Source organism: Amycolatopsis mediterranei (assembly GCF_026017845.1).
Lineage (GTDB): Bacteria > Actinomycetota > Actinomycetes > Mycobacteriales > Pseudonocardiaceae > Amycolatopsis > Amycolatopsis mediterranei.
Window position 1 is genome coordinate 5,406,690 of the sequence record NZ_CP100416.1, and the last position, 15,300, is coordinate 5,421,989.

Annotated in this window: 10 protein-coding genes; 5 read left to right on the forward strand and 5 right to left on the reverse strand. The window is 71.6% G+C overall.

The annotated features are described in order from the left end of the window. Together ISP_RS24250 and ISP_RS24255 are read right to left on the reverse strand one after the other, a co-directional pair. Positions 1 to 1,542, reverse strand: a 1,542-nt coding sequence (locus tag ISP_RS24250) for a glycoside hydrolase domain-containing protein (RefSeq protein ID WP_265049856.1), incomplete at its 3' end; no start/stop codon positions are given. A gap of 171 nt (positions 1,543 to 1,713) precedes the next feature. Then, positions 1,714 to 6,024: a GH92 family glycosyl hydrolase gene (locus tag ISP_RS24255; RefSeq protein ID WP_013226484.1), complete on the reverse strand. Its 4,311-nt coding sequence runs from the start codon at positions 6,022 to 6,024 to the stop codon at positions 1,714 to 1,716. Between the two features lie 149 nt (positions 6,025 to 6,173). On the opposite strand from ISP_RS24255, the gene ISP_RS24260 reads away from it, so the two are divergent. Beyond that, the gene (locus tag ISP_RS24260) at positions 6,174 to 7,805 is read left to right on the forward strand and encodes a tannase/feruloyl esterase family alpha/beta hydrolase (protein ID WP_013226485.1); all 1,632 of its coding nucleotides are present in this window, start codon (positions 6,174 to 6,176) and stop codon (positions 7,803 to 7,805) included. Between the two features lie 41 nt (positions 7,806 to 7,846). Continuing rightward, positions 7,847 to 8,491, forward strand: coding sequence for a class I SAM-dependent methyltransferase (locus ISP_RS24265; RefSeq protein ID WP_013226486.1), 645 nt, complete (start codon positions 7,847 to 7,849; stop codon positions 8,489 to 8,491). On the opposite strand, the gene ISP_RS24270 is transcribed toward ISP_RS24265, so the two are convergent. After that, positions 8,481 to 9,242, reverse strand: coding sequence for a helix-turn-helix domain-containing protein (locus tag ISP_RS24270; RefSeq protein ID WP_176742087.1), 762 nt, complete (start codon positions 9,240 to 9,242; stop codon positions 8,481 to 8,483). The two genes, ISP_RS24265 and ISP_RS24270, sit on opposite strands and share 11 nt — an antisense overlap. A gap of 54 nt (positions 9,243 to 9,296) precedes the next feature. Here ISP_RS24270 and ISP_RS24275 point away from each other — a divergent pair, with 54 nt between their 5' ends. Together ISP_RS24275 and ISP_RS24280 are read left to right on the forward strand one after the other, a co-directional pair. Further along, complete coding sequence (locus tag ISP_RS24275; protein ID WP_013226488.1) at positions 9,297 to 10,265, forward strand: zinc-binding dehydrogenase; 969 nt, start codon at positions 9,297 to 9,299, stop codon at positions 10,263 to 10,265. A 24-nt stretch (positions 10,266 to 10,289) separates the two neighbouring features. Next, a complete protein-coding gene (locus ISP_RS24280) occupies positions 10,290 to 11,015 on the forward strand; it encodes a dienelactone hydrolase family protein (protein WP_013226489.1) in 726 nt (241 codons plus the stop codon). Here ISP_RS24280 and ISP_RS24285 read toward each other — a convergent pair. Both ISP_RS24285 and ISP_RS24290 read right to left on the reverse strand, forming a co-directional pair. Continuing rightward, positions 11,012 to 12,319: a M20/M25/M40 family metallo-hydrolase gene (locus ISP_RS24285; protein WP_013226490.1), complete on the reverse strand. Its 1,308-nt coding sequence runs from the start codon at positions 12,317 to 12,319 to the stop codon at positions 11,012 to 11,014. The genes ISP_RS24280 and ISP_RS24285 overlap by 4 nt on opposite strands. Beyond that, positions 12,312 to 13,139: a M55 family metallopeptidase gene (locus ISP_RS24290; RefSeq protein WP_034285030.1), complete on the reverse strand. Its 828-nt coding sequence runs from the start codon at positions 13,137 to 13,139 to the stop codon at positions 12,312 to 12,314. Before ISP_RS24290 ends, ISP_RS24285 begins: the two co-directional genes overlap by 8 nt. Before the next feature lie 182 nt (positions 13,140 to 13,321). Between ISP_RS24290 and ISP_RS24295 the strand changes: the two genes are divergently transcribed. Beyond that, positions 13,322 to 15,154 carry an ABC transporter substrate-binding protein gene (locus ISP_RS24295; RefSeq protein ID WP_013226492.1) on the forward strand — a complete coding sequence of 611 codons (1,833 nt, stop codon included), beginning with the start codon at positions 13,322 to 13,324 and terminating at the stop codon, positions 15,152 to 15,154. Positions 15,155 to 15,300: the final 146 nt, after the last annotated feature.

Consider the following 15,300-nt stretch of genomic DNA (forward strand, 5'->3'; position numbering starts at 1 on the left):
CGCGCCGCGCAGGCCGGCCGCCAGGAGCGCGGCGAGCACCAGTCCCAGCACGGCCGGGGGTGGGGGGGGGCCCGCGGGCCCCGCGGGCCCCCGCCCCCCCCGCGCCCCCCCCCCCCCCCCCCCCCCCCCCCCCCCCCCCCCCACGACCGGGCTGGCGTGCCGGATCCCGTCGGGCGTGTTCTCGTGCGCCACGTTCGGGTACAGGAACAGCCGGTAGAGGTTCGAGTACAGCGTGGTCCGCTGGTCCTCGGTGGCGCCTTCGACCTCGACGCGGCCGAGCTCCTCCTGCCACAACCGCCGGGCCTGGGCTTTGACCTGCTCGAACGTCGTCCCGGCCGGGATCTCCAGCTCCAGGTTGCGCTTGGCCTGGGCGAGGCTGATCAGCGACGTCGCGATCCGCAGCGTGACGTCGGGACCGTCGAACTCGAAGTAGCCCGAGACCCGCCGCCACGGCGGGAAGCGGACCTTGGCGCCGCGGGTGGCCGGGGCGTCGGTCACGGCGTAGACGAACATCCGGCGCACCCCGGCCGACAGGCGGCTGCGGACTCCGGTGTACCCGGTGACCACGCCGGTGTCGGGGTTCAGGCGCAGCCGGCCGCGGTTGCGGACGTTGTCGAACAGCAGCCAGCCGTGCTTGTCCGGGAAGGTGAACCGCATGATCGCCGCGTGCGAGGTGGGCGCGAGGTCGGCGGTCATCCCGTTGGCGAAGCGGACGCCGTAGTGGTGCGGTGAGCCGGTCTCGTCTTCGTGGGCGAAGGCCAGGGCGCGTTTGCGGCGGTCGCGCTCGACCGGGCCGGTGCCGGGCATGACGTGGAAGGTGTGCCGGTCGCCCATCCACGGGCTCGGCTGGTGGGACAGCGCGAACGCCTGCAGCGCGGGCCGGTTCTGGGCGTCGTTGTGGCGGTGGTAGGAGTAGAGCCAATTGGTCACGCCGGCGTCGGTGACCGGGGTCCAGAAGTTGAACCCGTGCGGCACGGCCGTGGCCGGGAAGTTGTTCCCTCGGGAGAACTCGCTGCTGGAGTGCGTGCCACGGGTGGTGCGGACGCAGTCGATCGCGTCGCGCGGCGGCTCGGGGCGTTCGGCGACGCGGACGTCGTCGAGCCAGCCGGTGATCTCTCCGGGGGCGTCGGTGCGCAGCACGAGCCGGCTGATCCGGCGCCCGGCGAAGGCCCCCAGCGGGCGGCGGACGAGGTTCCACTGGTCCACCCACAGCGTCTTGTCGTCCACCGGCTCGAACCCGGCGGAGGTGCCGTCGGCGAACTCGACGTCGAGGCTGACCCGGGTGGCGTGGTAGGCGGGGATCTCGCCGTCGGCGACCGGGAAGACCACATAGGACAGCTCGGTGCGCCCGGTGACGGGCACGTCGAGTTCGAACAGGACGGCGCGGGGCCGGGCGGTGTAGCGCAGGGCACGCACGCCGGTGAAGCCCACCCCGGTCTTGGCCGTGGGGGAGCGGTCCGGGCCGTCGCCGACGCGCAGGCCGGGGTCCGCGGGCTGCGGGTCACCGGATTCGAAGGACGAGAAGAACACGGCGTCGGACATGCGCCCACCGTAACCGCCACCGAACGGCGCAGCGTGCTGAAACACTGCGGCCGCCGCCCTCGCCGGGCCGGCCGCCCTGAGCACGCCTCCGAGGCCCGCCGCCGCGGCCCCTCAAAAGCGGTGAAGGCCACCCCGATCACCCGGGATGGCCTTCACCGCACTACCGCGGACCTACATCTTCGTGCACTGCCCGGCGACCGGGCCGCGAACCGTGTTCGGCAGGTCGTGGTCGGTCGGCGCCGGGTTGTTCACCGCGCACGCCAGCGGGCCGCCGACCGTGCTGGAGGTCAGCACCGGCCCGTGGTTGCCCGTCAACGCGACCGGGCCGCCGATCTCGGTCAGCTCGATCGAGACCGTCCCCGTCGCGCCGGTGATCGCCACCGGGCCGCCCACCTTCGTGCGGTTGAGCACCACCTCGGCCGCGCCCGTGGCCGCCAGCGGGCCCTTGACCGACCCGCCGCGGACCACCAGCGAGGCGCCGGGGCCCACGGTGACCGGGCCGGACACCGTCGCGTCCTGCAGGCAGACCGTGCCCGAAGTGATCGACAGCGGGCCGTTGGACGCACCCGTGATCGTTTTCGTGCACGCCGCGTCCGGCTTGCCCAGCAGCTCGAACTCGGCCAGCTGCGCCGGGGCGCCGGTGCTGGTCGCGGTGACCTCGAGCCGGTAGTAGGCGTAGTGCGCCGGGTCGGCCACCTTGAACGCGCGGGTCTGCTGCCGCCAGGCGAACGTCTGGTTTTCCTGCCGGTCGGCCACCGCCCACGTCTTGCCGTCGTAGGAGCCCTTCAGCACCCAGCTCTTCGGGTCGCCCGCGCCGGTCTGGGACGTCAGCGTGTAGTGCGTGACGGCCTCGTCGGTCGAGCCGAGCTGGTACTGCAGGGCGCCGGTGACGGCGGCCTGGGTGCGGGAGGTGTTGTCGATCAGCGCGCCGGCGTCGGAGCCGTCCGAAGTGGACAGCGTGCCCTTGCCCGCGCCGGTCTCGTCGTGCAGCGGCGTCGGGACCGCGTCACCCGTGGTGATCGACTTCGGCGCGTCGTTCGGGCCGGTGCCCCAGTTCGAGGGGTTCGGGCCCATGTCGAAGTCGATGACCCCGCCGCGGGCGATCAGGTCCTGCGGCAGCGACGTGGCGGAGTATGCCTTGCCGTTGACCTTCACGCCTTGGACGTAGACGTTCTTCGCGCTGTTCTTCGGCGCGTTGATCACCAGGTTCTTACCGCCGGCCAGGTGGATGGTGGCCTTCTTGAACAGCGGCGAGCCGATCGCGTAGTTCGGGCTGCCCATCTGCAGCGGGTAGAAGCCCAGCGCGCTGAAGATGTACCAGGCGGACATCTCGCCGTTGTCCTCGTCGCCCGCGTAGCCCTGCCCGATCTCGGCGCCGTTGTAGAGCCGCGACAGCGCCTCACGGACCTTCGCCTGCGTCTTTGCCGGCTGACCCGCGTAGTCGTACATGTAGAGCAGGTGGTGCGCCGGCTGGTTGGAGTGGCCGTACTGGCCCATCCGCACGTCCCGCGCCTCCCGCATCTCGTGGATCACGCCCCCGTAGGAACCGGGGAAGTTGGCGGTCTCCTGGTCGGCGAAGAACTGGTCCAGCTTGGTCGCCAGCCCGGCCTTGCCGCCGTAGAGGTTCGCCAGGCCCTGACCGTCCTGCGGCACGGTGAATGCCATGCCCCAGCCGTCGGTCTCGGTGTAGTCCCCGCCCCACGAACGCGGGTCGTACTGGTCCTTGGTCTTGGTGAACTTCCCGTTCGCGTCCTTGCCCTGGAAGAACCCGACACTCGGGTCGAACAGGTTCACGTACTGCTGGGCGCGGCTGGTGAAGTACTCGTAGTTCTCCTGGTACTCCGCCTTCCGCGGGTCGTTCGGCGCCGCTTCCTCGGCCAGCTTCTTCGACAGGTTCGCGATGCCGAAGTCGTTGACGTACCCCTCGATCGCCCACGAGAAGCCCTCGCTGGCGGTGTTGGGCGTGTAGCCGAGGAAGATGCCCTGGTCCAGGCCCTTGCGGCCGACCGCCGAGTTCGGCGGCGTCACCGTGGCGTTCTTGACCGCCGCGTCGTAGGCCGACTTCACGTCGAAGTTCTTCACGCCCTTGAGGTAGGCGTCGGCGAACGCGACGTCCGAGCTCGTGCCGGTCATCAGATCCGCGTACCCGGGGGAGGACCAGCGCGCGATCCAGCCGCCGTCGCGGTACTGCTGCACGAACCCGTCGACCATCTTCCCGGCCATGTCCGGTGTGAGCAGCGAGTACGCCGGCCACGTCGTGCGGTAGGTGTCCCAGAAGCCGTTGTTGACGTACATCTGCCCGTCGACGACCTTCGACCCGGTCTGGGTCGCGGTGTCCGCGCCGGTCTTCGGCGACACCGGGCTGGCGTACTTGTACGCCGGCTTCTGCGCCGTTCCGGTGTTCTCGAACTGGGAGTTCGGGTACAGGAACAGCCGGTAAAGGTTCGAGTAGAGCGTCGTGAGCTGGTCCTTCGACGCGCCCTCGACCTCGATCACCTTCAGCTGGTCGTCCCACGCCTTCTGCGCGGCGTCGCGCACCGAGTCGAACGTGGCGGCCGGGGCGATCTCCTGCGCGAGGTTCTGCTTCGCCTGCTCGACGCTGATCAGCGACGTCGCGATCCGCATGTTCACCGTCTTGCCGGCGCCGGCGTCGAACCGCAGGTAGCCGGTGACGTTGTCGCGGCCCTGCCCGGTGAGCTTGCCGCCCGCGGTGACCGGCTTGTCGAAGGTCGCGTAGACGAACATCCGGCCCGCCCCGGCGTACACGCCGGTGTCGGTGTAGCCCGACAGCGTGCCGGTGGCGTTGTCGAGCGTGAGCCCGGCGGAGTTGTTGACGCTGTCGAAGATCAGGCTCGAGTCCGCGCCCGGGAAGGTGAACTTCATCATCGCCGCGTGGTCGGCCGGGGCGATCTCGGTCTTGATCCCGTTCTGGAACTGCACGCCGTAGTAGTGCGCCCGCGCGACCTCGTCGGTGTGCTTGAACGGCAAGGCCCGCGCGTCGCGGTTGGCGTCGGGGACCCCGGCGGCCGCGGACGGCATCACCTGGAACGCCTGCCGGTCACCCATCCACGGGCTGGGCTCGTGGCTGACGCTGAACGCCTGCAATGCGGGGAGGTTCTGCGCGTTGTTCTGGGTGCTGTAGTTGTAGAGCCAGCTGGTCGACCCGGCGTCGGTGACCGGCGTCCAGAAGTTGAACCCGTGCGGCACCGCCGTCGCCGGGAAGTTGTTGCCCCGGGAGAACGTGCTGTTGGCCATCGTGCCCCGCGTGGTGACCACGTTGTCACTCGGACGGAGGCTCGCCGGCGGCGTCGGGGTCGCCGACACCTTGACATCGTCGAGCCAGCCCTGCAGCGTGCCTGGGCCGTTCGGGTTGTCGTAGCCGACCAGGATCCGGTCGATGGTCTTGCCCTTGGCGACCTGCCCGATCGCCGAACGCACCAGGTTCCACTGGTTGGCGTAGAGCACCTTCGACGCGCCCTGGCCCTCCGGGGTCAGCGGGAAGCCGTACTGGTCGGTGGCGCCGAGGTTGCGCAGGTAGGTGCCGTCGGTGAAGGCCAGGTCGATCGCGACGTTGGTGCTCGGGTACTTCAGGTCGCCGGTGATGAACTGCGGCTGCACCTTGTAGGACAGCTCGGTCGAGGGGACGACCGGGATGTCGACGTCGAAGATCTTGTTGTACGACCAGCCGTGCCCGGTGGCGGTCTGGCTGCCCGAGTAGCGGAACGCCTTCATGCCGGTGAAGCCGACACGGTTCTTGTTCGTGTAGCCGCTGGTCGGGCCGGAGTCGGTGAAGCTGCGCATGTTCGGCAGCGGCGGCGGGGCCGGGTCGTCGTTGGCCAGCAGCAGCTCGGACAGCTGCAGGATCGGGCCGCCGTTGTTGCGGGTGACGTCGAGCCGGTAGTACTTGTACGCCGCGCTCGGGGCGGCCAGCTTGTAGTCCTTCTGCTGGAACCGCGCGGTGAACGCCTGGTCGGTCTGCTTGTCCAGGTCGGTCCAGGTGCTCGCGTCGTTCGAGCCCTGCAGCGTCCAGTCCTTGGGGTCGCGCTCGTCGAAGTCGTTGGCCGAGGAGATCGCGTAGTGCGTGATCGAGGTGGCCTCGGACAGGTTCACCTGCGCCCACGCCGTCGGGTCCCAGGACAGCCACTTGGTGTCGGGGGTGCCGTCGACGAGGTTCGCCACCACCTCGCCACCGCCGGTGTTCTCGCTGCTGGCGCTGGTCTCGGTGACCTTGCCGCGGATGTCACCGGGGATGGCGGTGCCGTTCGCGCCGTTGACGCCGTAGGCGCGCGGCTTGCCCGTCGCGTCGGTGTCGACCGTGTCGGTCCACGTCGGCTGGACGTCACCGGGCTCGAAGGAGGACGAAAAGTCGGCCGGCAGGACGTCTTCGGCGGCGGACGAGGCCGCGGGGAGGGCGACCAGGCCGGCGGCGACCACGGCGGCGGTCACCAGGAAAACGACCGGCGGTCTGGCGCTTCGGGGCATCGTTGCTCCAAGCTCGGAGGGCGGATTTCAGCAGCGCCGCGCAGGCGGGGACCGGCGGCGCCAACGAAGGGAAACGCGCGGGTGACATCGATGTCAAGACCGCCTGGCAAACCTGGCCAAAATCAGACAACGCGGAAAGCGGGAGACCGATGAGACCAGTCAAGATCTTCGCCGCCGTCGCCGCACTCACGCTCGCCACCACCACGTTCACCCCGGCCGCCGCCACCGCGGCGACCGGCTCGACCGTCCGGCCGGTGACCGCCTGCGCCGACCTGGTCCGCGGATTCGCCCTCCCGGGCGCGCCCACCCACGTCACCGCGGCGGCCGTCGTCGCGGCCACCGCCACCGACCCCGAATACTGCGGCGTGGCCGGCTACGTCGAACCCGCCGTCCGGTTCGAACTGCGCCTGCCCACCAAGACCTACGCCGGGCGCTACCTGCAGTACGGCTGCGGCGGCTTCTGCGGCCTGGTCAACCCGCCCGCCTTCGCCGACTGCGGCTTGCCCCACGGTGGCGACGTCGCGGTCGCCGCCACCGACGACGGGCACGTCGGCAAGACCCCCGCCGTCGTCGACGACGGCAGCTGGGGCGCGCACGACCAGGCCGCCCGCAACGACCTGGAGTTCCGCGCGCCCCACGTCGTCTCCCGCGCCTCGAAGGCGATCATCCAGGCCTTCTACGGCGCCCCGCCACGCAAGTCCTACTTCACCGGCTGCTCCGACGGCGGCCGCGAAGGCCTCCTGCTCGCCCAGCGGTACCCGGCGGACTTCGACGGCATCGACGCCGGCGCACCCGCGAACTACTGGGGCCCGCTGCTCGGGGAGTACCAGACCTGGCTCGCCCGGACCAACAGCGCCGCCGACGGCAGCCCGATCCTCACCGCCGCCAAGCTGCCCGCCCTGCACAACGCCGTCCTGGCCGCGTGCGACCGCCTCGACGGGCTCGCCGACGGCCAGCTCGACGACCCGCGCGCCTGTCACTTCGACCCGACGGCCCTGACCTGCCGCGGCGCGGACACGCCGGCGTGCCTCACCCCGGCCCAGGTGACCGTCACCCGCAAGCTCTACTCGCCGCCGGCCGACGCCGCCGGCACCCTGCTCTACCCCGGCGGCCAGCAGCCGGGGTCGGAGCTGTCCTGGGCCGGGTGGATCATCGCCACCCCGGAGACCGGTGGTGTCGCCTTCGCCCGCAGCCTCGCCGACAACTACCTGCGCTACCTCGGCTACCCGATCGGCGCGCCGGCCGCCACCGTCGACACCTTCGCCTTCACCCGGCGCGAATTCGACCGGCTCACCCCGGTCGGCGTCCGCTACGACGCGCTGAGCCTCGACCTGTCGGCGTTCCAGCGGCGCGGCGGCAAGCTGCTGCTCTGGCACGGCTGGGCCGACGAGGCCATCCCGCCGACCGGCACGCTCGACTACTACCAGCGGCTCACCCACGGCCGTCCGCAGGACTGGGCCCGGCTGTTCATGGTCCCGTCGCTCTACCACTGCGGCGGCGGCACGACGCTCACCGAGTTCGACCCGCTGAAGCAGCTGGTCGCCTGGGTGGAACGCGGCACCAGACCCACGGTGGTCACCGCAACCGGCCGCGACGCCGCGGGGAACGTCACCCGGACCCGGCCGGTGTTCGCCTACCCGCAGCGAACGGTCTACGACGGCACCGGCAGCATCGACGACGACGCCAGCTTCCACCCCGCACCGCCGTCCTCGCCGGTCCGCGACGTCGTCCACTGGGCGGGAGAGCAGCTGTACGGCCTCCCCGGGCCGGTCGCGCCGTAATTCGGTCCCCGGGTCCCGGCGTCGTCGCTAAGGTCACGATCATGACGACGCCGGAACCCGCCGACCGCGTACTCGCCCGCGCCTCCCTCGCCGAAGGCAGCCCCACCCGGTGGTTCGACCAGCTCTACACCGCCGCCGCCCGCGGCGAGGCCGAGGTCCCGTGGACCCGCGGCAAACCGGGCGTCGACCTGGCGGCCTGGGCCGAGGCCCATCCCGGAGCCGGACGCCGCGCCGTGGTCGTCGGCAGCGCCCTCGGTGACGACTCGGAACTGCTCTCGGCCCACGGTTGGGCCGTGACGGGCTTCGACGTCGCCCCGACCGCGGTGGCGGCCGCCCGCGCCCGGTTCCCGGAGTCCGAAGTGGACTACGTCGTGGCGGACCTGCTGAACCCGCCGGGGGCGTGGACGCAGGCGTTCGACCTGGTCGTGGAGGTCATGAACATCCAGGCCATGCCCCGCGACTTCCGTCCAGGGGCGTGCAAGTCGCTGGCCTCGTTCCTCGCCCCGGGCGGCACGGCGATCGTGTGCGAGGTGGCGGAAGAGAACATGGACATGGCGAACTGGCAGAGCCCGCCGTGGCCGTTCAGCCGCGCCGAGATCGAATCCGTCGCCCAGGACGGCGTCCGGCTGGTCAGCCTGGAAACCATCCGCGACGGCGCCCGCTACTGGGCCACCTTCACCCGCTAGCCCGGTGCCGGCCGGGCGTCGTCCCCACGACGGCCGTGAACGCCGCGATGAAGTGGCTCGGATTCGCCCAGCCGCACGCGCGGGCCGTGTAGGCGGTGTCGTGGCCGTCGGCGAGCAGGATCAGGGCGTGGCCGACGCGCACCTGGGTGCGCCACTCGTAAAACGTCATGCCGAGCTCGTCGCGGAACAACCGGCTGAGCGTGCGCGCGCTGGCGCCGATCCGCTGCCCGAGCTCCGCCAGCGGCGTGTTGTCCCCTGGTTCCTCGTACAGCCTTCGCGCGATCGCCCGCAACCGGTCGTCGCGCGGCTCGGGCAGGTGCAGCGGCTGCTCGGGCGCTTCGCGCAGTTCGTCGACCAGGACCCGGCGCAGGCGGGCACTCGCGGCCTCGTCGTACTCGCGCGGGCCGGTGAGGGCCAGCAGCACCTCGCGGGCCAGACCCGAAGCGGTGAACACCGCCGGCCGATCGGGGACCAGCCGGGCCAGAGCCGCGGGCAGGAACACGATCCGCATGTCGGTGTGGCCGTGCGCGCGGTGCCGGTGGGTGAAGCCGGCGGGCGTCCAGGCCACCCGGTTCGCCGGGACGATCGACGTGCCCCGCTCGGTGTGCACCGACAGCACACCCCGGGCCGCGTAGACGAGGTGCCCGCGCTCGTGGACATCCGCCGCGCTGGTGCCGCCCGGCGGCCACAGGTGCACCCCGCCGGAGGGCCAGATCCGGGAAACCGGCGTGGGTTGGCGGCCAATGGGCATGACTTGGCATTCTACCGGTGGCCGGCCACGCCCGCGGCGGTGACAGTGGGACGCATGACGACGATGCGAGCGGCGGTGTGCGTCCGGGCCGGTGGCCCCGACGTGCTGGAGATCCACGAGGTGCCGGTCCCGGCGGTCCGGGACGGCTGGAGCCTGGTGCAGGTGCGCGGCACCGGCCTGAACCGATCGGAGCTGAGGACCCGGCAAGGCCACTCCCCGGACGTGGTCTTCCCGCGGGTGCTCGGGATCGAGTGCGTGGGGACCGTCGCCGCCTCGACCGACCCGCGCATCCCGGACGGCACCACGGTCGCGGCGGTGATGGGGGAGATGGGCCGCGCCTTCGACGGCGGGTACGCCGAATACGCCCTGCTGCCGAACCCGCTGCTGATGCCGATCACCACCACCCTGCCCTGGGACGTGCTGGCCGCGCTCCCGGAGACGTACCTGACCGCCCAAGGCGCGCTCGAGGCGCTCGGAATCGGCCCGGGCAGCCGCGGCCGGCTGCTGATCCGCGGCGGCACGTCCTCGGTCGGGCTGGCCGCTGCCTCGATCGCGGCCGGCCACGGCCTGGAGGTCGCCGCCACCACCCGCCGGCCGGACAAGGCGGCCGCACTCATTGCCGGCCACGCGCTCATCGACGACGGCGGCCCGCTCGCCGGCCTGCCGGAACTTTGGCCCGAAGGCCCGGACTGGGTCCTCGACCTGGTCGGCGCCCGGACCGCGGTGGACTCCCTGCGCCTGGTCCGCCGGGGCGGCACGGTGTGCGTGGCCGGTTCGCTCAGCGGCTGGATCGTCCCGGACTTCGAGCCGATCGCGAAGATCCCGTCCGGCACCAGGCTCACCGCGTTCCACAGCGACGACCGCAAAGGCAGCACCGCCCTGCTCCAGCGGATCGTCACCGACGTCGAAGCCGGCACCTACCGCGCGGGCATCGACCGGGTCTTCCCCCTCGACCAGATCGCCGACGCCCACCGGTACATGGAAGACGACCGCGCCACCGGGAAACTCGTCGTCGTGCCCTGATCCGGTGGCCTAGGCTCGGCCGCCATGCCCACCCAGTCACTGCAGATCCCCACCGCGGACGGCCTGGCCGACGCCGTCGCCGCGTTCCCCGGCGACGGCGACCGCCACCCCGGGGTGCTGATGTACCCGGACGGCTTCGGCATCCGGCCCGTGCTGCGGGAAATGGCCCGGGAACTGGCCGGCCACGGGTACTTCGTGCTCGTCCCCAACCCCTTCTATCGCCACGGCCCGTCGCCGGTGCTCGAACTTCCCGAGCACATCGGGGAAGAAGCCCGGCCCGCGATCTTCGCCCGGCTGATGCCGATGATCGAGGCGCACACCACCGACCGGATCCTGCGTGACGCCGACGCCTACCTGGAGTTCCTCACCACCCGGCCCGAGGTCGCCCCCGGCCCGGTCGCGACGACCGGCTACTGCATCGGCGGCCTTCTGGCCACGCACACCGCCGCCGCCCACCCCGGCCGGGTGGCCGCCCTCGCCGGATTCCACGCTCCCGTGGGCGCCGCCGGACCCGGCAGCCTGCAGCGGCTCACCGCCCGGATCCACTTCGGCCACGCCGAAACCGACCTGACACCCGAGGCGCTCGGCGTGCTCAACCGCACCCTGGATGCCGCCGGGCTCGAGTACACCTCCGAGATCTACCCCGGCACCGTCCACGGCTTCACCATGGCCGACACCGACGCCTTCGACCCCGCCGGCCTGCGGCACCACTGGGACAGCCTGCTGGCTCTGCTCGATCGAGCCCTTTAGCAGTTCTCCAGGAACCGGGTCAGGACGCGGGTGCCGAACCGCAGGCCCTCCACCGGCACCCGCTCGTCCACCCCGTGCGCCATCGCCCGGTACGGGAACCCCTTCGGCAACCACAACGGCGCGAAGCCGTAGCAGTCGATCCCCAGCCGGCTGAACGCCTTCGCGTCCGTCCCGCCGCCCAGGCAGTACGGCACCACCACGGCTTCGGGATCCTCCGCCTGCAAAGCACGAGCCATCGCGGAGAACCACGGCGAATCGACCGGTGCCTGCACCGGCGGCTGGTGCGCGACGAACTCGCGCGTCACGCCTTCGCCGAGCAGTTCGTCCAGCGCCGCGAACAACGGCTCCTCGGTGCCCGGCAGCACCCGCACGTCGACCTGCGCGGTCGCCGTCGACGGGATCACGTTCACCTTGTACCCCGCGGCCAGCATCGTCGGGGTCGTGCTGGTGCGGATCGTCGGCAGCACCAGCGAACCCGCCGGACCCAACGCGGCCACCGCGGCGTCCACTCCGTCCGAAGTGGACAGATCGACCGGGACGCCCAAAGCCTCGGCGGTCCGCTCCAGGAACGCCCGTACCGCCGGGGTCAGCGACACCGGCCAGCGGTGCGCGGCGATCCGGTGCAGCGCCCCCACCAGCCGGGTGACGGCGTTCTCGTCGTTCGGCCGCGAGCCGTGCCCGGCGCGGCCCCGCGCGGTCAGCCGCAGGTGCGCGGTCCCGCGCTCGGCCGTCCCGACCGGGTACAGGTGCACGTCACGGCCGTCGGCCGCGGGCACGTGGTAGGTGTAGCCGCCCGACTCGCTGATCGCCGCGGCACAACCTTCGAACAGCTCCGGGTGCTCGGCGACCAGCCAGTGCGCGCCCCAGTCCCCGCGGTCCTCCTCGTCGGCGACGAACGCCAGCACCAGCTCACGCCGCGGTCGCGCCCCGCCGGCCAGCGCCGCGAGCACCATCGCCACGAAGTCCTTCATGTCGGTCGCGCCGCGGCCCCACAGGTACCCGTCGCGCACCTCGCCGGCGAACGGCGGCACCGACCAGTCCGCCGCGTCCGCCGGGACGACGTCCAGGTGCCCCTGCACCAGCAGCGCGGGCAGCGCCGGATCGGTGCCCGGCACCCGCGCGATCACACTGGCCCGGCCCGGGGCGGCCTCGAGGATCCGCGACGGGATGCCCAGCCCGTCCAGGAACGCGGCCACGTACTCCGCCGCCGGCCGCTCCGGCTCGGCGTCGTTGCCGCCGCGGTTGGTCGTGTCGAACCGGATCAGGTCCGCGCACAGCTCGACAGCGTCGGCCACGTCAGCCATAGATGCCCTGCACCGCCCCCGCCGCGATCGCCGTGACGACCTTGAAAGCCTTCATCGCCTCGGTCATGTTCGGCGCATCGAACCCGACCCGCCGCGTCCCGATCTGCTCCACCGTGGGGATCACCGCCGTCGACTGCGCCAGGTGGCTCGCGTCGAACTCCACTTCGATCCGGTGTGGCCCCACCCGCCGCTCCTCCCGCCCCGCGTGGGCCATGGCGTCGGCCGCGGCGCCGGTCAGCAGCTCCGCCGTGCGCGCCGGCGGCAGGCAGATCGCCGCGTACCGGCTGACGCATTCCTTCACCTGGACCAGCTCCGCCTCCGGAGCGTAATCACGGGCGTCGTCACACGTTTTGTCGTCACCCGAAACGAGCAGGACAGGGACGCCGTACTCCGCGGCCAGGCCCGCGTTCAGCCGGCCTTCGCTCGCCGGGACGTCGTCCAGCCACACCCCGGTGATCTGGTTCTCCAGGTACGTGTGGGAGAGCACCCCGTCGAAGCCCGCGCCGGCGTGGTAGCCGAGGAACACCACACCGTCCACACCGGAATCGATGCCCTGCATCATCGACAGCGGCTTGTGCCGCCCGGTGAGCATCCGCGCCCGCGGGTCGAGGTCCTCCAGCAGCAGGTTCCGCTGCGACGAATGGGCTTCGTTGACCAGCACATCGCTCGCGCCGGCCGCGTACAGCCCGGCCAGCACCGCGTTGACGTCGCCGGTGAACAACCGCCGGAAGCGGTCCCACTGCGGCGAACCGGGCACGACGTCGTCGGTCCAGGTGACGCCGGTGGCGCCCTCCATGTCCGCCGAAACCAGGATGCGCATGCCGGGCACTCTAGCCAGCGCCCCCGCCCTCCGGACGCGAAACGCCCCCTCGGCCGAATATCACGCAGAGTGACGATTTGCGGGTCGATAACGATCGGGCACCTGCCGAGGCGGCAACATATTGCGCGGTTGTCCCGGTATGTGGTTACTTCTCGTCCTTGGGGGAGGCTCGCCAGCGAACGATGGGGTGGTTTTCGGTGCAGTTCCAACACAGAGCCGGGCGGTTCGCCCGCGTGGGCGCGGTCGTCGCGGCCGCGACACTGGCGGCGATCCCGCTCGCCGCTCCCGCGCAGGCCCAGCAGGGCAAGGTGCTGCGGGTCGCGCTCACCACCGGCATCGACCACCTCAACCCCTTCACCGCGGTGCTCTCGGCGTCCACGCAGATCGGCCGGTTCACCTTCGAGTTCCTGACCGTCCCGGACGCGGCGAAGGCCGAGGCTTCGCCCGCGCTCGCCGAGTCGTGGACCCCGTCGCCGGACAAGCTGACCTGGACCTTCAAGATCCGCAGCGGCGTCAAGTGGAGCGACGGGCAGCCGGTGACCGCCAAGGACGCGGCCTTCACCTTCAACCGCATGCTCAAAGACGAGAACGCCCGCACCGCCAACGGCAACTACGTGGCCAACTTCGAGACGGTCACCGCGCCCGACGACACCACCCTGGTCATCAAGACCAAGACGGTGCAGGTCAACATGAACCTGCTCGACGTGCCGATCGTGCCCCAGCACATCTGGGAGCCGGTCACCGACCTCAAGGCCGCCTCGACCGACACCCTCGCCGTCGCCGGCGTCTCCGACGGGCCCTTCCAGCTCACCGAGTACAAGCCGAACGAGTACGTCAAGTTCAAGGCCAACAAGGACTACTGGCGCGGCGCCCCGAAGGTCGACGAACTGCAGCTGCTGCAGTTCAAGGACAGCGAAGCCGCGGTCAACGCGCTCAAGCAGGGCGAAGTCGACGTCATCAACCGGCTCAACCCCAACCAGTTCGACGCGCTGCGGGGCCGGCAGGGCATCACCACCAACGCCGCCCCCGGCCGCCGCTACGACGAGCTGGCGATCAACTTCGGCGTCGCCGACAACGCCGGCAACCCGATCGGGGACGGCAACCCGGTCCTCAAGGACCTCACCCTGCGCAAGGCCATCGCGCAGGCCGTGGACACCAAGACCATCGTCGACAAGGTCCTCAAGGGCCTCGGCCAGGTCGGCGGCGGCGTCGTGCCCGCCGTCTACGCCGCCTACCACTGGGACCCCAGCGACGCCGAACGCATCAAGTTCGACCTCGCCGCCGCCAACACCACCCTCGAGCAGGCCGGCTACCGCAAGGGCCCCGACGGCGTCCGGACGGCCCCCGGCGGCGCGAAGCTGGAACTGCGCCTGACCGGGCACGCCAACCGCAGCTACGACCAGGCCGTCGCCCAGTACGTCACCGGCTGGCTCAAGGACATCGGCATCACCGTCAAGCAGGACCTCGTCTCCGACGACGAGCTGTCCGACCGCACCGAGGCAGGCAAGTACGACCTCGCCATCGGCGGCTACGGCACCAACCCCGACCCGGACTACGCGCTGTCGCTGCACACTTGCGGCGCGCGCCCCACCCCGGACGGCAAGGGCGGCAGCACCGACACGTTCTTCTGCGACGCCCAGTACGACGACCTCTACAAGAAGCAGCTCACCGAAACCGACGACGCCAAGCGCGCCGGCTACGTCAAGCAGGCCCAGGCCCGGCTCTACAGCCAGGTCCCGACCATCGTGCTCGACTACCAGAACGCCCTCGAGGCCTACCGCTCCGACAAGTTCTCCGGCTTCACCACCCAGCCGCAGCCCAAGGGCGCGATCCTCGAGCAGACCGGCTACTGGGGTGTCTACGGCGCCACCCCGGCCGGCACCACGAACGCCGCGGACTCCGGCAGCGGCAACACCGTGCTGTGGATCGTCATCGGCGCGGTCGTCGTGGTGGTCCTCGTCGGCGGCGGCATCATGCTCGGCCGCCGCGGCAAGACGGCCGAGGACCGCGAGTAAGACATGACCACACCCGACCAGGCCGTGGGGGGGGGGGGGCCCCCCCCGCCCCCCCCCCGCCCCCCCCCCCCCCCCGGGGGGGGGGCCAACCCCGAGCCACCCCACATCTACGGCGGGCTGGGGGTGGTGGGGTTGTTTTTTGGAGT